General features: G+C 64.8%; 16 protein-coding genes. 3 read left to right on the top strand and 13 right to left on the bottom strand.

The features are described 5' to 3' along the window. Window positions 1-11: 11 nt before the first annotated feature. From D3I60_RS15205 to D3I60_RS15155, 11 genes are all read right to left on the bottom strand, one after another. Window positions 12-1,412 carry a TIGR01777 family oxidoreductase gene (locus tag D3I60_RS15205; protein ID WP_262777222.1) on the bottom strand — a complete coding sequence of 467 codons (1,401 nt, stop codon included), beginning with the start codon at window positions 1,410-1,412 and terminating at the stop codon, window positions 12-14. Between the two features lie 258 nt (window positions 1,413-1,670). Continuing rightward, a complete protein-coding gene (gene betC / locus D3I60_RS15200) occupies window positions 1,671-3,257 on the bottom strand; it encodes a choline-sulfatase (protein ID WP_262777220.1) in 1,587 nt (528 codons plus the stop codon). Then, window positions 3,254-5,464, bottom strand: a complete 2,211-nt coding sequence (locus D3I60_RS15195) for a BCCT family transporter (protein WP_440588582.1) — start codon at window positions 5,462-5,464, stop codon at window positions 3,254-3,256. Before D3I60_RS15195 ends, betC begins: the two co-directional genes overlap by 4 nt. 184 nt (window positions 5,465-5,648) lie before the next feature. Next, on the bottom strand, window positions 5,649-5,780 hold the full coding sequence (locus D3I60_RS15190; RefSeq protein ID WP_262777219.1) for a hypothetical protein: 132 nt from the start codon (window positions 5,778-5,780) through the stop codon (window positions 5,649-5,651). Window positions 5,781-5,839: 59 nt separating this feature from the next. Continuing rightward, window positions 5,840-6,154 (bottom strand): DMT family transporter, encoded by a 315-nt coding sequence (locus D3I60_RS15185; RefSeq protein ID WP_262777217.1) that lies wholly within the window; start codon window positions 6,152-6,154, stop codon window positions 5,840-5,842. Beyond that, on the bottom strand, window positions 6,151-6,510 hold the full coding sequence (locus D3I60_RS15180) for a DMT family transporter (RefSeq protein WP_139906975.1): 360 nt from the start codon (window positions 6,508-6,510) through the stop codon (window positions 6,151-6,153). Before D3I60_RS15180 ends, D3I60_RS15185 begins: the two co-directional genes overlap by 4 nt. Then, the gene (locus D3I60_RS15175) at window positions 6,507-7,106 is read right to left on the bottom strand and encodes a TetR/AcrR family transcriptional regulator (RefSeq protein ID WP_262777215.1); all 600 of its coding nucleotides are present in this window, start codon (window positions 7,104-7,106) and stop codon (window positions 6,507-6,509) included. Before D3I60_RS15175 ends, D3I60_RS15180 begins: the two co-directional genes overlap by 4 nt. 149 nt (window positions 7,107-7,255) lie before the next feature. After that, window positions 7,256-8,047 carry an ABC transporter ATP-binding protein gene (locus tag D3I60_RS15170; RefSeq protein ID WP_172175025.1) on the bottom strand — a complete coding sequence of 264 codons (792 nt, stop codon included), beginning with the start codon at window positions 8,045-8,047 and terminating at the stop codon, window positions 7,256-7,258. Between the two features lie 5 nt (window positions 8,048-8,052). Continuing rightward, on the bottom strand, window positions 8,053-9,036 hold the full coding sequence (locus tag D3I60_RS15165) for an ABC transporter permease (protein WP_262777212.1): 984 nt from the start codon (window positions 9,034-9,036) through the stop codon (window positions 8,053-8,055). 145 nt (window positions 9,037-9,181) lie between these two features. Continuing rightward, a complete protein-coding gene (locus tag D3I60_RS15160; protein ID WP_262777210.1) occupies window positions 9,182-10,159 on the bottom strand; it encodes an ABC transporter substrate-binding protein in 978 nt (325 codons plus the stop codon). Between the two features lie 264 nt (window positions 10,160-10,423). Then, a complete protein-coding gene (locus tag D3I60_RS15155; RefSeq protein WP_262777209.1) occupies window positions 10,424-12,757 on the bottom strand; it encodes a S9 family peptidase in 2,334 nt (777 codons plus the stop codon). A 257-nt stretch (window positions 12,758-13,014) separates the two neighbouring features. Between D3I60_RS15155 and D3I60_RS15150 the strand changes: the two genes are divergently transcribed. Genes D3I60_RS15150 through D3I60_RS15140 form a run of 3 tightly spaced genes read left to right on the top strand, consistent with a single transcriptional unit; the run spans window position 13,015 to window position 16,272 of the window. Next, window positions 13,015-14,052: a Bug family tripartite tricarboxylate transporter substrate binding protein gene (locus D3I60_RS15150; protein WP_262777207.1), complete on the top strand. Its 1,038-nt coding sequence runs from the start codon at window positions 13,015-13,017 to the stop codon at window positions 14,050-14,052. Continuing rightward, on the top strand, window positions 14,049-14,723 hold the full coding sequence (locus D3I60_RS15145) for a tripartite tricarboxylate transporter TctB family protein (protein ID WP_262777205.1): 675 nt from the start codon (window positions 14,049-14,051) through the stop codon (window positions 14,721-14,723). Before D3I60_RS15150 ends, D3I60_RS15145 begins: the two co-directional genes overlap by 4 nt. 1 nt (window position 14,724) lies before the next feature. Next, window positions 14,725-16,272 carry a tripartite tricarboxylate transporter permease gene (locus tag D3I60_RS15140; protein ID WP_262777203.1) on the top strand — a complete coding sequence of 516 codons (1,548 nt, stop codon included), beginning with the start codon at window positions 14,725-14,727 and terminating at the stop codon, window positions 16,270-16,272. Between the two features lie 160 nt (window positions 16,273-16,432). Here the strand turns inward: D3I60_RS15140 and D3I60_RS15135 are convergent, their stop codons facing one another. After that, entirely contained in the window at window positions 16,433-17,116 is a 684-nt protein-coding gene (locus D3I60_RS15135; RefSeq protein ID WP_262777202.1) for a DUF4166 domain-containing protein, read from the bottom strand. Between the two features lie 54 nt (window positions 17,117-17,170). Then, a complete protein-coding gene (locus tag D3I60_RS15130) occupies window positions 17,171-18,715 on the bottom strand; it encodes an MFS transporter (RefSeq protein ID WP_262777200.1) in 1,545 nt (514 codons plus the stop codon). Window positions 18,716-18,777: the final 62 nt, after the last annotated feature.

Here is an 18,777-nt window from a genome sequence, read left to right as displayed (position 1 = left end):
GGACTTCTGTATTACGCCCCGCCGCCGAGCTCCTCGTCGAAGCAGTCGCTCAAGGTGGGGTGGGCGAACTGGTATCCGGTCTCCTGCAGCTTCTCCGGCACCACTCGCTGGTCCGCCAACGCGAGTTCCTTCGCCCCATCACGGCCGAGCATGATCTCAGTGATGAAACCGGGCGTCGGGATCCACGCGGGTCTGCGCAGGTGAGCGGCGAGCGCCTCGGCGAATTCCGCCTGCGTGACAAGCTCCGGCGCAACAGCGTTGACCGGCCCGCGCACATAGTCATAGAGGACCGCGTGCACATATGACCGCGCCACATCGTCAAGCGAGATCCAGGCCAGGGCCTGCTCCCCGTTGCCCAATCGACCGCCCGCACCGGCAAGGAACAGCGGCGCCTGCAGTTTGAGCAGACCGCCCAAGGAGCTGAGCACGACTCCGGTTCGGATCGACACACGTCTGATCCCGGCATCCTCGACGCCGGCCGCCGTCTCTTCCCACTTCTGGCATACCTCGGCGAGGAATCCGTCGCCGGCGGGTCCGGTTTCGTCGACTGGTTCGTCGGCCTTCGACCCGTAGTAGCCGACCGCGGAGGCGCAGACGAAGACCGACGGACGCTTCGCCTCGGGCAAGCCGCGCATCGTTTCGACGAGCAGCCTCGTCGAGTCGATTCGAGACGACCAGATCTCGTCCTTCGCGTGTTTGGTGAACCGAGTGGCGATGGATCGCCCACCGAGGTGGACCACCGCATCCGCCCACGCGAGGTCCCGTGGATTGAGGATCCCCAGGTCCGGGTTCCAGTGCACCTCGTAGGGGAACTTCGGGGTTTCGCGCACAAGCAGTCGCACGAAGTGTCCCGCGGTGGAGAACAGGGCGGCGACCTGGCGTCCGATCATTCCGCTGCCACCGGCGATGAGGATGTGTTTGCCCTTCTTCCGCGTCAGCAGGGGCGCATTCGTGGATTCAAGGAAGTCGATATCCATGAGCATCCGCTTGCGGCGGGCGTCGAAGGTGGCTTCAAGGTAGTGGGTGAGGCCCCGGTCGATGACGTCGAAGCCCTGCGGAGCCATGGAGAATTCGATGTGGTCGTCGATCTTCGTCCCGCCGGCAACCGAGGTGAACTCGTGCGTGTGCTTCCACTGGCTCAGCGGCCCCTTCTTCAGCTCATCGACGAAGGAGAACCGAGACGGCCCCTCCGAATGCACCGAGCTGAACGGCCGCCGCACAAGGCCGTAAGTGCCGGGAACGCTCGTCTTCACCTGCGCCACCGAGCCCGGCGCAATCGGAGGATAGCTCTCCTCGACGATCTCCTGCGCCCAGTGAGGTGAGAGGCGGGTCAGCGCTCCTGGCCGAGCATGCCAGTCGAATGTGGTCTCCGCACCGAGCGGAACTTCAGATGTCGACTCAAAGATGGTCATGGCATCCCTCCTCCCTCGAATGATGCCACCGGTTTCTGAGAATGTGACCCGCAACTCACCTAAGTCCAAGTGAATTGTTCTCGCCGAGGCGGCTCACCCTCCCGGCCGCCCCGCCGGAGCCGTCCGGCGGGGTCCGAAACCTGTATCCGCTGGTTTGAAGTGTGAGCGCATCGATCTCGATCAGTACGCTCACACTTCGACCCCGCGGGTGCAGCGCAACCGGCCGCAAGGGCACCGCGGTGCGCTGCAGCCGGTTGCTCAGTCGGCCGCTGGGATCTTGCCGAAGCGGAACGCCGACCAGAAGTCTCCGCGCACATATCCGTGCGACGGCTCCGGGTCGAAGTCCCAGTGGCGGACTCGACCGACCTTGAGCGCATCGGCGACGAGCTGACGGCTGCGCTGCGAGGCGAGCACATGCTGTTCGAGGTGCTCGAGGTCGTACCGGGATTCGAGTTCTGCACGCATCGACTCATGCGCCTGGGCATAGGCCGGATCGGCGGCGCGGTTGACCAGCTCGTCGGGGTCCGCCGCCAGGTCGAAGAGCAGCTCCGGGTCGCCGGGGCACACCGTGAGCTTGAGATCGCCGCGCACCAGTGTGACCTGCGGCCGGTAGGTGCCCTCGGCGAAGTACTCGATGACGACGTCGCGGTACTCGTTCCCGAGTTCGCCGGCGGCTTCCCGCCCGGCAGATTCGAGTATCGAGGTTCCGGTCAGTCCCTCGTCGATCGCCGAGGCGGCTCCTCCACCTGCATCTCCCGTGCCCCCGGACGGCCCGGACGAAGCCGAACCCTGCGCGATCTCGAGCAGGGTCGGCGCGAGGTCGACGAGACTGACCGGGGTCGCATACCGGCCCGGGGCGATCACCTCGGCGGGTCCGTTGATGATGAGCGGCACTCGGGAGGACTGCTCGTAGGGCGACATCTTGAACCACAGCCCCTTCTCCCCCAGCATGTCACCGTGGTCGCTCGTGACGACGATGACGGTGTTGTCCGCGAGGTCGAGCTCTTCGAGCTTGCGCCGGATCGCTCCGACGTGGTCGTCGATGTAGTTCACCGCCGCATAGTAGGCACGGCGGGCCCGCCGCACGTCCTCGATTCCCGGCTCACGTTCGTCGAAGCCGCACATCGTGCGCAGACGGTGGCTGTGCGGGTCCACGGCCGGATCGGGGACCTCGGGGTGGGCCGGGTCCGGGATGTCCACCTCGGCGAACCGATCCCAGTTGGCCTTCGGCGGCTCGTATGGGTCGTGGGGGTGGATGAACGAGGTGACCATGAGGAAGGGCTGATCGCACCCGGCGGCCTGGTTCGCGCGCTTGCGGTCGTTGAGGTGGCGCAGGGTTCTGAAGATCACCTCGTCGTCGAAGTCCTGCTGGACGTTCGCAGTCGCCGCACCGGCGGTGAACACGGGGTCCGCCTCGTGGTACCACTGCAGCTTCTGCTCCAGGGGACGGTTCCAGTCGGGCACCATATCGAGATCGGCCGGGTACACGTCCGTGGTCAGGCGCTCTTCGAAACCGTGGTGCTGATCAGGCCCGATGAAGTGCATCCGCCCGATCAGCGCCGTATGGTAGCCGAGCTTGCGCAGACGGTGGGCGAACGTCGGCACGGAGGCCGCGAAGTCGTCGCCGTTGTCCAGGCAGTCGATCTCCGAGGGCATCCGCCCGGTCATCATCGACGCCCGCGACGGCGAGCACAGCGGAGTATTGCAGTACGCACGGTCGAAGACGGCTCCGTCGGCAGCCAGGGCATCCATATTCGGCGTCAGCGCGGCCGCATCGCCATAGGCACCCAGAGCCTGGGCGGCCATCTGATCGGCTTGGATGACGACGATGTTCGGGGTGGTCATGAGTGGTCCTCTCTGCGGTCGGAGCCGGAGTCGGCTTCGGAATCGGTCGCTGAATCCGGGTCGGATTCGCTCGCCGAGGCGGTCCCGGAGTCCACGTCGGTCGTCGAGGCGGCGTCCGCCTCGGCGGCGGTGGATTCCTCAGTTGATGCGGAATCCTCGGCAGTGGTCGAATCGTCGTCCGGGGTCCAGCCGTCGGCCCATTCGCCGGTTTCGTAGTCGAAGCCGACGGGTTCGCCGTTCTCGTCCGTGCGCTGGTACCAATCGGTGTAATCTCCATGCTCGGAGTCGATTCCGCCGTTCGCGCCGTCGCCGGGTTCGGTGGGCACGACCTGCAGGGCGAAGTCGTCACCGTAGGCATCGGCACCGGCGACCACAGCGTTGTCGACCGCGTTGAGCGCGTACTGACGACGCAGCGCCAGCGGATCCGTGCGCAGCTCCTTGAACCAGGCGACGATGATGAAGAGCATGACGAGCGCGAACGGCACCGCGGTGACGATGACGAGCTGTTGGAGCCCTTCGAGTGCGCTGGCGTCGCCGAGGAGGAGCATCACCACTGCGATGCCGGACATCACCAGACCCCAGAACACGACGACCCACTTCTTCGGCTCCTGATCACCGCGGCTGGTGAGCATGCCCATGACCACCGAGGCGGAGTCCGCGGAGGTGATGAAGAAGATCGCCAGGACGATGATGACGACGAACGGCAGCCATTCGACATAGGGCAGGTTGTCGATGAGGGTGAAGAACACCTCGGGGGCTTCCATGCTGTCGGTGAATCCCGATGCTCCGGACCGGTACATCCAGATCGAGGTTCCGCCCATGATGCCGTAGGCGACGAAGAGCAAAGTCGAGGGGATGAAGATCGTGCCGAGGATGAACTGGCGGATCGAACGGCCGCGGGAGATGCGGGCGATGAAGGTGCCGACGAACGGCGACCAGGAGATCCACCACGCCCAGTAATAGACGGTCCACAGGGATTGGAACTCCTGGGTCTCGGCGCCCCAGGACAGGGAACGACCCATCATGTCGAACATCGACCCGAGGTATTCCATGAACGCCGAAGGCAGCAGATTGAGCAGGTAGAGCGTGGGCCCGAGGAACAGCACGAGAGCGACGATGCCGACGGTCAGCACGATGTTGATCGAGGACAGGTAGCGGATTCCGCGGGAGACGCCGGAGACCGCGGAGATGATGAAGCCGAGTGTGAGGACGAGGATGATGACGACGAGCATGTTGTTCGTCATCGGTCCCGCTCCGGAGACGATGCTGACACCGGTTCCGATCTGCATGGCCGCGATGCCCAGGGCCGCAGCGGTGCCGAAGAGAGTGGCGACGATCGCGAAGATGTCTACGAGCTTTCCTGCGAAGCCCTCGGTCTGGCGTTTGCCGAACAGAGTCTGGAAGATTGAGGACAGCAGCAGCGAACGACCGCGGCGGTAGGCGGCGTAGGCGATGGCACCGCCGACGAGGGCGTACATCGCCCAGGCGTGGAAGCCCCAGTGGAAGTAGGTCTGGGCCATCGCCCCATGGAGCGCCTCGGTCGTCCCCGGATCGTTCGTCAGCGGCGGCGGTGAGATGAAGTAGGTCAGCGGTTCGGAGGGTCCGAAGAAGAGGACGCCGATGCCGATGCCCGCTGCGAAGAGCATGGCGACCCACGAGAAGGTGGAGAATTCGGAGGTCTCTCCGTCCTTGCCCAAGGGAATCTTGCCGTAGGGAGAGAACGCGAGGATGAGCAGGGAGACGAGGATGATGATCGCGACGAGGTTGAACAGCCATCCGACGTTGAGCGTGGCCCAGTCGTAGGCCGTCTGAGCGACGCTGGCGACGCTGGCCGGACTGGAGATGCCCCAGATGACGAAGGCGACGGTGAGGCCGCCGGCGATCGCGAAGATGATGGTGTCCAGCGAGTATTTGCGCCGCTGTTCGTCGATGGCGATTCCGGGCACGAGGATGGGATGGGTGTCGTGCGGGTAGTGGCCGTGCGTATCTTCGAGATCGGCCTTCACTGGACCGCGCGGGCGACGGTAGTCGAACTGGCCGAGGTTGCGTCCGGTCTCGCGACCCACGCGTTTGGCGTCGTCCCTCATCCGACGGGCATCGGCCATGATCCTCTCGCGTGATGCTCGTCGGGCCGCCTCGGTGGAGGTGTCGGACTCCAGATCCGGGCTCGGATCGTGTTCGTCGGTACGGGTGGAGTCATCTGTCATGTGTCGGTTCACACTCTTTCGATAGTTGCGGAAGACTGCCGAAATCGATCGGTGCCGTACACGGAGACGAACGCATCATGGCCCGATGGCATGAACGCACATCGGGTACGAGTGGGAAATCAGGTGATGCGGCCGGTCGGCGGCCGACGATCGGGCAGATGGTCTGCGGATCGGCGATCAGGGACTAGGGCTCTCCGCCCCACCAGCCGACGGCCACGGGTTCCCAGGAATCATTGGCGAAGCCGCAGCTCGGGCGCTCTCGATTCGGGGTCGACCATCCCCCGCGGTGGAGGTCGTCGAATCGAAGAGGGATCATGTCTTCGGACGATAACAGCTTCCTTGCGGCTTCACAATAAATTCTCAGCAAAGACCGGATCAGCCGATTTCGACGAGCATGACGCCGACGGTGATGAAGCCGATCCCGAGGAGCGCCTTCCGCGTCAGCGGATCCTTCCAGATCACTCGAGAGAGCAGGCAGACCAGTGCGACTCCGCACGCCGCCCAGAGACCGTAGGCGACGCCGAGCGGCATGCCCTCGGCGAGGGTGCGGCTGAGGAAGAAGAAGGCCGCGGTGTAGCTGATCGCCACGGGGATGAACCAGATCTTGCGCTGCAGTCCGGCGCTGGCGCGCAGGCACAGGGTGCCGGCGACTTCGCTGAGGATCGACAGGGCCAACCACATCCAGCTCATTCGGTCACCTCCGCGTCGACGGTCTCGGATTCCTCGGGAGTGCCGGATTCGACGAGGATGACCCCGATGATGATGAGGGCGATGCCGATGATGGCGCCGATGCTCAGGAGCTCACCGAAGAACACGACGCCGAGCACGGCGACGAGGGCGACTCCGCTGGCCGACCAAGTGGCGTAGACAGCGCCGAGCGGCATGCCCAGCCGCTGGGTGAGCCCGAGGATGAAGAAGGCTGTGGCATAGAGGACTACGACACCGGGGATCCACCTGGGATCGGCAACCGAGGCGCGCAGCATCAGGGTGGCGGCCACCTCGGCGAGGATGGCCGTGACGAGCAGCAGCAGACGTTTCGCATTCATTCACTCACCTCCGGTTCGGTGTTGTCGGACGTGTTCTCAGCGTCGTCGTCGGCGGTCTCAGCGGCGTCGATGAGAGCGAGGGCGTGCTCGCGGACGGCGGCGAGGTCCTCGGAGGGGAAGACTCCCGTCGCCTCTGACATCCACGCGCCGTCGGCGCAGAATCGAGCCGCGGTCAGCAGAGATACCGCACGATCGTCGAGTCCGGTGGTGTCGAACCACGGACCGAGGTGCTCACTCCATGCCCGCGACAGCTTCGGGTGGTAGAGCGCATCGGAGAAGATCCAATAGTCGGCGCGAGAGACCTCGGCAGTGGTGGCCACTGTGACATAGGCACGGTGCCGCTCGAAGCTCGACAGCTCCTGACTCGGGCGCCCGGTGTGCTCGCGCAGTCGCCGTGCCCAGTCTTCTGCGGCATGGTCGACGAGCCCGAGCATGAGCGCTTCCTTGGACGGGAAGTGATACATCAGGCCCGGCTTCGTCAGGCCCGCCTGCTGTGCGACCGACTCCAGCGAGATCGTCACACCCTGCACCGAATCATGCGATTCAGCCAGAGCCTTCGCCGCCTTGAGTATCCGCATCCGTCGATCATTCGCCATACTTTCACTTTACCAACCGGTTGGTAAAGTACGCCAGTGCGGAAGAAAGGGCGGTCCGCACCCTGTCGGTGCGAACCGCCCTCTCATCCCTGTCTGCAGACCGTCGGCCTGCCTGCGAGCGTTCGCCTGGCTTCTGGCGAAGTCTCGGTTCAGTTCAGCAGTGCCCGATCGCCCAGGGTCGCTCCCTTGAGTTTCGAGAATTCGCCGAGCAGCGTCTCGACGGTCAGGTCCTTCTTCTCCTCGGCGGAGGCCTGGTAGATGATCCGTCCCTCGTGCATCATGATCAGCCGGTTGCCCAGCGCGATGGCCTGCTCCATATTGTGGGTGACCATGAGCGTGGTCAGCCCGTCGGCCTCGACGATCTTCTTCGTCAGAGCTGATACCAGGGCCGCGCGCTGCGGGTCGAGGGCGGCGGTGTGCTCGTCGAGCAGCAGTATCCGCGGCTGGGTGAATCCGGCCATGAGCAGGCTGAGCGCCTGCCGCTGACCGCCGGAGAGCAGCCCGACCTTCGTCTTCAGTCGGTTCTCGAGACCGAGTTCGAGAGTGGCGAGTTCCTCCTTGAAGTGCTCGCGCCGCTCCGAGGTCGTCCCCCGCCCCAGCCCACGCGGTTTTCCGCGCCTGAGCGCGAGCGAGAGGTTCTGCTCGATCGTGAGGTCCGGAGCGGTGCCGGCCATCGGATCCTGGAAGACGCGGCCCAGGTATCTCGCCCGTTTGTACTCGGGCATCCGCGACACCTCGGCACCGTCGATGGTGATCGAACCGGAGTCGATGGGCAGACGACCGGAGATGGTGTTGAGCAGCGTCGATTTTCCGGCTCCGTTGGAGCCGATCACGGTGACGAAGTCGGATTCGTCGAGTTCGAGCGAGAGTCCTTGCAGCGCCTTGCGTTCATTGACGGTGCCCGGGAAGAAGGTCTTGGAGATGTTGTCGATCTTGAGCATGGGTCTCAGATCTCCTTCCCGGTTCGGGCGCCGGTCGCGCCGGCGGGGATGTCGGCGATCTCCGCGGGGTCCTTCATATCGGTCGTTCCTGTCGGCACCGAGGCGGCCGCGCGGTTTCCGCGTCCGCGCAGTGAGGGGATTCGTTTGAGGAAGCCCCATCTGGGCAGCAGCAGTGCGATGACGACGAGCAGCGCGGTCGTCAGCTTCATATCGTTCGTATCCAAGCCCGCGCGCAGGGCGAGGAAGATGATGAGTCGGTAGACGACCGAGCCGAGGAGCGCGCCGAGGCTGGCCATGAAGATGTTGCGGCTGCCGAACACTGCCTGGCCGAGGATCACCGAGGCGAGTCCGACGAGGATGAGGCCGATGCCCATGCTGATGTCGGAGAACCCTTGGTACTGGGCGACGAGTGCACCGCAGAGTGCGACGAAGCCGTTCGACAGTGCCAGGGTGAGCATCGTCGAGTTGTCGGTGTTGACGCCGAGGCTGCGGATCATCTCTTTGTTGTTGCCGGTGGCCTGGATGGCCAGTCCGAGATCGGTGGTGAGGAACCAGTCGATGGCGAATTTGAGGATGAGGGCGAACACGAGCAGGATCGCGATCGATGCCCAGCTGCCCATGAGCAGGTTCTCCCGAAGCGGGGTGAACACGGTGTCTTCTCGCAGGAGCGGCAGGTTCGCCTTCCCCATGATCCGCAGGTTGATCGACCACAGGCCGATCATGGTGAGGATTCCGGCGAGCAGTCCGTCGATGCCGCCCTTCGTGTGGAGCAGACCGGTGATGTAGCCGGCGATGAGTCCGGCACCGATCGCTGCGGCAGTGGCCAGGAAGGGGTTGACCCCGGCGATGATGAGGGAGGCTGCGGTGGCGCCGCCCGTGGTGAAGCTTCCGTCGACGGTGAGGTCGGGGAAGTTGAGGACCTTGAAGGTCAGATAGACCCCGAGCGCCATAGCGCCGTAGATGAGCCCGAGCTCCAATGCTCCGAACATGGGTTTCCGTTCATTTCTGGTGTGTGGTTCGTGGTGGCCTCGAGGCCGTCGGTTTCAATGCCGACGGCCTCGGGGCCGGTGACGTCGGTGCCGCTGGGGAGTCGATGACTTCGGGCACCGGGTCACGGGGTGAAGCAGGGCCCGATCAGTCGATGACCTTGTCGGCCTCGTCGACGAGCTTCTTCGGAATCTCGACGCCTTGGGCCTTGGCGGCCTTCGGGTTGACGACGAGTTCGAGGTTCGAGCTGGTCTCGACGGGCATCTCGGCGGGCTTCTTTCCGTCCTGGAGGATCTTCAGAGCCATTTCGCCGGTCTGTTCGCCGAGCTTCGTGTAGTCGATGCCGCGGGTGATCGCCGCACCGGATTCGACCTGGCCGGCTTCCGACCCGACGAGCAGAGCCTTGTTCTTCTCTGCCGCCTGGACCATGGTCGACACTGCCGAGACGACGTTGTTGTCGGTGGGCACGTAGTAGGCGTCGACTTTGCCGAGCGAATCCACGGCCTGAGCGAGCTCACCCGAGTTCGCGATCGTCGCTTCCTTGATCTTCACGTCGAGGTCCTTGGCGGCCTTCTTCGCGAGATCGACCTGCACCTGCGAGTTGACCTCACCGGAGCTGTAGACGATGCCGACGGTCTTCGCATCGGGCTTGACGTCCTTGACCAGCTTCAGCTGCTCTTCGACCGGGTTGAGGTCGGAGGTGCCGGTGACGTTGCCGCCCGGCTTGTCATCGGCGTCGACGAGTCCGGCCTCTTCGGCGTCGGTGACGGCGGTGAAGAGCACGGGCTTGTCGGTGATCGCCTGGGCCGCGGCCTGAGCGGCCGGGGTGGCGACGGCGAGCACGAGGTCGAGGTCGTCGTTGGCGAACTGCTGGGCGATCGAGGTCGCGTTGGCCTGTTCGCCCTGGGCGTTCTGCACGTCCCATTCGACGTCGACGCCGGCATCTTCGAACGACTTCTTGAAGCCTTCGGTCGCGGCGTCGAGTGCCGGGTGCTGCACGAGCTGGGAGACGCCGATGGAGTACGAGTCGCTCTCACCGCCACCGCCTTCGCCGCCTCCGCAGGCCGAAACCGCAAGAATCGAACCGACTGCCACCATCGCTGTGGCCACTTTCCTGAGACGCATTCTTCTCCCTTTCGGAATTTCGGTCCGCCGGTGCGGATCCGTCACGAATTCTGCATTCGACACCGCCGCTCCTCGCACGCAAGGAGGTGACGGCAATGCAGATGAATGATGCGTCGCCTTCACTCAGACCGTTCTGAGACCATGACGCGCATCACGTCGAATGTGATGATATCCACTTTATGGCCCGGCACTGACGCCGGGTGCCGAATCCGGGTTTTGGAGACAATCGTCCCAGTATCGTTATCTGCGGCGACAGTCGTCCCCTCAGGGCTCTATTTCGATATCCGATCGTCCCAGCACATCGAGGATCCACGCGTACTCGAACGCGATCTCCTTCCATGCGTCATACCGCCCCGATGCTCCGCCGTGCCCGGCGACCATTTCGGTCTTGAGCAGGGCGTTCGCACCGACTTCGCGGAGTCGGGCGACCCATTTCGCGGGTTCCACGTAGAGGACTCGGGTGTCGTTGAGCGAGGTCACGGCCAAGATCTGCGGGTAGGCCGCCTCGGTGACGTTTTCGTAGGGAGAGTACGAGCGCATGTACTCGTACACTTGCGGGTCATGTAGCGGGTCTCCCCACTCCTCCCACTCGATGACGGTCAGCGGCAGCTCGGGCATGAGGATCGAGGTCAGCGCGTCGACGAACGGCACTTCGGCGCTGATTCCGGCGAAGAGCTCGGGGGCCATATTCGCAATCGCGCCCATGAGCAGGCCGCCGGCCGATCCGCCGCTGGCGACGAGCCGGTCCGGACTCGTCCACCCGGTGTCGATGAGGTGGCGGGCGACGTCGATGAAGTCGGTGAAGGTGTTCTTCTTCGCTGTGGTCTTGCCCTGGTCGTACCAGTGTCGGCCCATTTCGCCGCCGCCGCGCACGTGGGCGATGGCGAAGACGACGCCGCGGTCGAGCAGGGACAGCCGGGAGACCGAGAAGTACGGGTCCATGCTCGCTTCGTAGGACCCGTATCCGTAGAGGAGCAGCGGTGCCGGCTCGACCTTCGCTGAGGCGGCTCCGTTCGCTGTGTCCCCACCGTCACCTGTGCCCGCATTCGCCGAGGCGGGACCGCCGTGGCCGTCGGATCGGTGCAGGTCCTTGCGGAAGACGACCGAGATCGGGATATCGGTACCGTCTTCAGCTGTCGCCCACAGCAGGGTTTCGGTATAGGCGTCCAGGTCGACGGAGCCGAGAACAGGCTGACGCTTGAGAACTGTGTCAGTGCCGTCTGCGACGCTGTGGGAATAGATCACGGCGGGCGTCGACATGGAGGTGAAGTGCAGTCGGATCCCCGTCTGCACGAACTCGGGGTTGTTGCCCACGTAAAGTGACCCGGTCTCCCGGCCGAAGGGCAGCTCCTGCAGCGGTCCGAACGGCGAGGAGGAATCGCCCAAGCGGATGATGCCGACGCGCGCAAAGCCGCCGCGACGGTAGCTGAGCACGATGAAGTCGGCGAAGGCGTCGACGTCTTCGATGCGCAGATCGTTGATGCTCAGCTCCGCTTTCCCCGCAGACTCCGTCTCAGCCCCAGACTCTGCGTCGGCCTCAGTCTTGGTGTTCCCCTCGGAGTCTGCACCGATTGCGATGATGTCGCGACCGGCTCCGGTCGGATCGGCGGCCGGAACATCCACGAGTTCGAAGTCGGCGCGATTGCGGTTGTGGGTGATGAGGAAGCGGTCCTCACCGCCGATGACGGCGTGCTCGACGTTGTATTCGACGCCGTCGACGCGGGGCCAGATCTCCTGCGGTTCGGCTTCGAGGTCGTCGACGCTGATGCTCCAATATCCGGTGGTCATCTTCGATCCGGTGACGACGAACATCATTCGGCCCGAACGTGAGAAGCCCGAGCCGACGAAGAAGCGCTCATCGGGTTCGTGGAAGATGCACACGTCGTCGCTGCTGTCGGTGCCGACGACGTGGCGCCACACTTTCTCGGGTCGCCAGGCGTCGTCGACGGTGGTGTAGAAGATGAAGCGTCCGCTCGGATCGAGGGAAGCTCCGGCGAAGGTGCCGTCGATCGTGTCGGCGAGGTCGTCTCCCGTGGTCAGGTCGCGGACACGGAGGGTGAAGCGTTCGTCGCCGGTGGTGTCGACACCGTAGAGGAGCCGGCTGCCGTCGTCCGAGAGTGAGAAGGACCCGAGGGAGAAGAACTCCTCACCGTCAGCAGCGATGTTCGAGTCGAAGACGACTTCTTCGCCGGGCAGAGGTTCTTCACCGACCTCCGGCGGAGTCCAGTCATCGGGTCCGGAAATGGGGACCCGGACGCTGATGCCGTAGTCGAGCCCGGCCTTCGTGCGGGAGAAGTACCAGTAGTTCCCGCGCCGGTTGGGCACGGACATGTCGGTTTCCTTGATGCGCGTTCTGATCTCCGTGAAGATCGAGTTCCGCAGTCCTTCGAGGTGGGCGGTCTGCGCGCTCGTCCAGGCGTTCTCTGCTTCGAGGTGGGCGATGACCTCGGGCGACTCCTTCTCACGCAACCACTCGTAATTGTCGACGAAAGTATGGCCGTGGTGGGTGCGCTCGAATGGGACCTTCTTCGCCACCGGCGCCGATGTCGGAATCGCGGTCGTCGAAGCTGCGGAGTCGTTGCCGGAAGTTTCACTCATATCGCCAGCCTAGCGGCAGAATCAATGGCACCGGCGCCGCCTCGCTGCCCGGCCGCGACGTCGGTGCCGGCCCTTCCCGCAGCACCTGCTCCTCGCCCCCGCTCCACCCGCTCCGCGCTCCACGCGCCACCTCTTGAGCAGAATGCACTCAACGCGCTCAATGAGCAGAACGCGCAGAGTGAGCACAACCTCGCAGCCGACACTCAGGAACCTCTAAGGTGAGTCTCACATCACACCTGCCTTCAAAGGAGAAGTCCGTGCCAAAGGCGCCACCTTCCGGGGATTCCGTGGCGGAATCCTCTCATCCCTCGCGACGAACCTTCGGTCGCATCGCCTACGGGGCGATCGCCTTGGCGGCGATCGGAACGGCGACAACCTACTCGGTCAAGGCCGCCTCGGCGAAGGGCGACCTGTCGTCGAATCTCACCCTCATCGCTCCGGCCGGAGCCGGCGGCGGCTGGGACGGATTCGCCCGCGAGACCCAGCAGGCCATGCGCGTCGACCGGCTCGCCAACAACGCCCAGGTCGTCAACATCCCCGGCGCCGGCGGCACGATCGGCCTCGGCAAATTCTCGACGATGCACGGCCAGGCGGACACGATCCTGGCCACCGGCACAGCCATGGTCGGCGGAATCGCACTGAACAAGTCCCCGGTCGGCTTCGACGACACGACGCTGCTCGCCCGGGTGGCCGAAGACTATGACGTCCTCATCGCCGCCGCCGATTCCCCGCACAACACGATCGACGATGTCATCGGCGCGTGGAAGAAAGATCCGAAGGGATTCGTGTGGACGGGCGGCTCGGCCGGCTCAGTCGACCACCTGACGATCGCTCAGTTGGCGCTGCTCGGCAAGATCCCTGCCTCCGATATCACCTATATCCCGAAGTCCGGCGGCGGCGAGGCCATCCAGACTCTGCTCTCGGGCACCACCGACTTCGCCTCCTGCGGCTTCAATGAGGTCTCCGATCAGATCGAGGCCGGACGCGTCAAGGCCATCGGCGTCGCCGCCCCCGATCGGGTCAAGGGCTTCGATGACGTGCCGACCATGTCCGAACAGGGCTACGAGGTCACGCTGACGAACTGGCGCGGCTGGCTCGGAGCACCGGACATCACCGGCGACGACTCCGCTCAGCTGCTCGAGATCCTGCAGAAGACTCGTGACAGCGCGGCTTGGAAAGACGCTCTCGACCGGAACAAATGGACCGATGTGTGGCTGACCGGCGACGAATTCGCCGAGTTCGTCAAGGAGGACACGTCACGAGTGGAGAAGCTGCTGAAGGAGTTGGGACTGTGAGCGCACAGACGACGATGAACACGGAACGGACAGGCCACCTCGGCGCGGGCACCTGGTGGCAGGGGCGGTCGGGACTCATCGTGCCCCTCATCATGGGGGCGTTCTCGACCTATCTGCTCGTCGGCATCCTCACCATGGAGGTGCCAGCGGATGCGGACAAACCAGGTCCGCAATTCTTCCCGACCATCATCATGGTCGTCGGCTATGCGCTGACGGTCCTGCTGGTCATCGCCTATCTCCGCAATCCCGAACCCGTCGACATCGACGAGGTGGTCCCGGCCGAGGTCGAAGAGGACAAGGCGTTCTCGACCCCGGTCACCTCGGCGGTCGCGGCCTCTCGACTCTCCCCTCATGAGGAGGACGAGCCGGAAGACGACCGCGCAGCTCTGGCTGCGGCCCGCAGGGCCGACGCGAAGCACCGAACGCACAGCGACTTCGTGTCCCTGGCCTGGGGCGCAGGCGGCTTCGCCGCATTCGCGCTGATCCTCGAATTCGCCGGGTGGATCATCGCCGCAGCTCTTCTGTTCTGGTGCGTGGCCCGGTCGATGGGCTCGAAGACGCCGCTGTTCGACCTCACTCTGGCACTGACGTTCTCGTCCTTGGTCTACATCGCCTTCTCAGTGATGCTGGGACTCAATCTTCCTTCGGGAATTCTGGGAGGTGGCTTCTGATATGGACGCCCTCATATTCCTCTTCGAAGGGTTCACACACGCTCTGACGCCGATGAACCTGCTGTGGGTGCTCGTCGGCTGCTTCCTCGGCACCGCCGTCGGTGTGCTGCCGGGTCTGGGCTCGTCGATGGCCGTGGCTCTGCTTCTGCCGATGACCTTTGCGCTCGACCCCACGGGCGCGTTCATCATGTTCGCCGGCGTCTACTTCGGTGGGCTCTTCGGCGACTCGACGATGGCCATCCTCATGAACACCCCGGGTCAGGCCTCTGCGATCGCCTCGACGTTCGAAGGCCACAAGATGGCCAAGGCCGGGCGGGCCCCGCAGGCCCTGGCAACGGCCGCGATCGGTGCGTTCATCGGCGGGTTCATCTCCTGCTTCCTCGTCGTCTTCGTCGCCCCGGCCCTGGCCGACCTGTCGACGAGCTTCGGTCCGGCGGAGTTCTTCGCCCTCGCGCTCTTCGCCTTCGTCGCGACATCCTCGGTGGTCGCCGATTCGGTGCTCAAGGGACTCACGGCACTGGTGTTGGGCATCGGCTTCACCGTCATCGGCATCGACTCGGTCTCGGGTACCGAGCGGTTCACGCTCGGCGTGCCTGAGCTCTTCGACGGAGTCTCCCTGGTCACGGTGACCGTCGGCGTGCTGGCGCTGGGCGAGGTGTTCTTCATCGCCTCCCGCATCCGCCGTCAGACCAAGGACAACACGATCAATTCCTCTGGTCGGCCCTTCCTCTCCCGCAAGGAGGTCCGCGAGGCATTGCCGGCATGGCTGCGCGGAACAGCGATCGGTCTGCCCTTCGGCGTCATCCCCGTCGGCGGAGCCGATGTGCCGACGTTCATGGCCTATGGCCTGGAGCGCAAGCTCGATTCCCGCCGGAAGGATCCGCAGTTCGGCAAGGGCTCGATCCGCGGTCTCGCCGCCCCCGAGGCGGCCGGATCGGCGACGACCGGCATCGCCATGGGTGCCCTGCTGGCTCTGGGTCTGCCGATCTCGGCGACGGCGGCGATCATGCTGGCGGCATTCCGTCAGTACGGCATCCAGCCCGGTCCTCTGCTCTTCGACCGCTCCCCCGAGCTCGTGTGGGGTCTGCTGGCGAGCTTCTTCGTCGCGATGATCGTCCTGCTCATCATCAACCTGCCGTTCGCTCCCCTGTGGGCGAAGCTGCTGAAGATCCCGGACCCGTACCTCTACGGCGGCATCGCGGTGTTCTGCGGCCTGGGCATCTATGCGACGTCCGCCTCGACGTTCGAACTGCTCATCCTGCTGGGTATCGGCGTGCTGAGCTTCGTGCTCAAGCGCTACGGCGTGCCGCTGGCTCCGCTGATGATCGGCATGGTGCTGGGCCCCCTGGCCGAGTCGAACCTGCGCGATGCTCTGCTGGCTTCCGGCGGTGAGGCGTCGACGCTCGTGTCCTCGCCGATCACGGTCGTCATCTACGTCGTGCTCATCGCCGCTCTGGTCTACACCGGCATCGGCCGAGTGCTGGCCCGCAGGCGGCAGAAGCAGACGATGTCGGTCTCATCGAACTCTACGGAGTCGATCAGCCTCTGACCTGGCGCAGCGCCCAGCCGTCGTTCAAGGCGCAGCGCGGTTCGCCAGCCAACTAACCGTCGTTCAAGCCCAAGCGCGGATATCGAGACGTCTACGTCCCGATATCCGCGCTTCTGCTTGATCGAGGGCATTTACGGCCTTCGCCGACTGCCCGAATCGCTCAATTGCCCATCGTCGAACGCAGGTATTCGCTCAAGATGCGGTAGGTGAAAGTGCCGGAGTACTCGTAGACACGTCCGATCAGCGGTACGTCGACGTAGAGCTCGACTCTCTGCCGGTCGAGGGTGTCGTCGAATCGCTCACTCAGTTCGATGACCGGTCGCAGCGCCAACGGCATGGGCAACCGCAACCCACCTGCCCGTAGTGCGATTCGGCGGCTGCGCAGTCGCAATCCCCCGTCGACTACGTCAACAGCAAACTCCGCCTCGACGATGGACGGCTTCCCCAGCACGTCGACGACTCCGCCCTGAGAGTCGCACGGAACTTCTCCACCTACCTCGGATCGGGATCCGCGCGAGACGAACGATACCGCATCGACCATCGACCAATCACCGTCATTGAACTTCAACGTCCGCGACGCCGTCTGCTCACCGTCTTCCGTTCGGTTCTCTACGCGAAAAGGAACATTGCGGTGCAGACCCGGCACGATCACACCGCACAGTTTCGCAATGGCGAGGACGGGCCACAGCCACCGCCGTTGGGTGCCGAACCGTTCGAAGACTCCCTCACCGACACCCACCGCGCCGGGAGGGATCACCGCGAAGTATCCCCTGAGGACCGGGTGGAGCTCTGCCGCTCGAGCGCCGAGCGCCCGCTCATATGCGGATCGGGAGGGAGAGCCCATGGCTGCGAGTGTAGGGCATCTCCGCCGGATCAGTGGTCAGGTTCCGTCCCGGCCTCAGCGGTCGGCGTTGGCGTTGGCGGCAGCTCCCGGCAGGAGCCTCCCGGCGCCTTTGAGGCCGAAGCTCGTGAGCACGGCGGCGATGAGGACGAGGACGACGGCCGCACCGGCGGCCCACTGCACGCCGAAGTCGAAGGCCGTCACGGCCGCCTCGGTGATCCGCTCGCCGGCTCCGCCGCTCAACCCGGACGCGTACTCGAGGGCGGAGCCGAGCGTATCGAACTGCGCTCTGTCCGCTTTGTCCCCGATCGCCGACTGCAGCGCGGATCCGTACATGAAGGTCGAGAGTCCGCCGAGCACGGTCGTTCCCATGACGGACCCGAATTCGTACGCGGTTTCCGATATCGCCGAGGCCGCTCCGGCCTTGTGAGCGGGGACCGCGGCGAGGATGAGGTCGTTCGTGATGACCTCCGCGGTGCCGAGCCCGATGCCGAGGATGAGGAAGGCGAGCAGCATTCCCATCACGGAGTGCTCGGAGGTGAAGGCGATGATGCCCATTCCGATGGCGTTGAGCGCGAGAGCACAAGGCACGACGACGCGCGGTTCGAAGCGGGCGATGAGCGGCACTGCCAGGTAGCCGGCCGCGACCGAGGTGATGAGTCCCGGGATGAGCACAAGGGCGGCGTCGATCGGAGAGAGTCCGAGCACGAGCTGGAGCAGCTGGGTGCCGAAGTAGAGGAACCCGGCCAGTCCCATGATGCTCAGCAGGTTCGACACCACCGCCGAGGTGAACACGGAGTTCGCGAACAGACGGACGTCGAGCATCGGATTCGATGTGGCGAGCTGGCGGAGGACGAAGCTGGCACCGGCGACGATCGCCACGGACAGGCTGAGCCAGAAGAGGAAGTCAGCGCCGGACGCCATGCTGTGTTTGATGGCGAAGACGAGCGGGGCCAGGGCGAGCATCGACAGGATGATGGAGAACGGGTCGAATCGACCCGGGTTCGGGTCGCGCGATTCGGGCAGCAGAATGGCGGCAGCGGGAATGAAGAGCGCGATGAGCGGCAGGTTGATGAAGAAGACCGAGCTCCAATGGAAGTGCTCAAGCAGGAAGCCGCCGACGATGGGCCCGAGTGCGGCACCACCGGAGAACATCGCGGCCCAGGTGGCGATCGCGATGCGACGGTCCTTGTCATGGTCGAAGATGTTGCGGATGAGCGACAGCGTCGAGGGCATGAGGGTGGCACCGAAGATGCCGAGCAGGGCGCGGGCGAGGATGAGCATCTCGGCGGAGGTGGAGAACGCTGCGAGCAGCGAGGCCGCACCGAAGCCGACGGACCCGATGATGAGCAGTTTGCGACGTCCGACCCGATCACCGAGGCTGCCCATGGCCACCAGCAGACCGGCGAGCATGAGCGCGTAGATGTCGACGATCCACAGCAGCTGCGTGCCCGTCGGGTGCAGGCCGGTGCTGATGGCCGGGATCGCGAAGCCGAGGACCGTGTTGTCGATCGAGATCAGCAGCACGGGGATCATGAGCACCGCGAGTCCGGCCCATTCGCGCCGGCCGGCACGCAGCTGTGGAGTCAGTGTCGTCGTCATACCATAAACTGTACCGTCTGGACGGTACAGTTGAAAAGCGGTTGGCGTGCTGCAATCGAGAT

The organism is Brevibacterium permense, assembly GCF_025506275.1.
GTDB classification, from domain to species: domain Bacteria; phylum Actinomycetota; class Actinomycetes; order Actinomycetales; family Brevibacteriaceae; genus Brevibacterium; species Brevibacterium permense_A.
The sequence above is the reverse complement of the archived record's forward strand: the minus strand, read 5'-3'. Positions and strand labels throughout refer to the sequence as shown.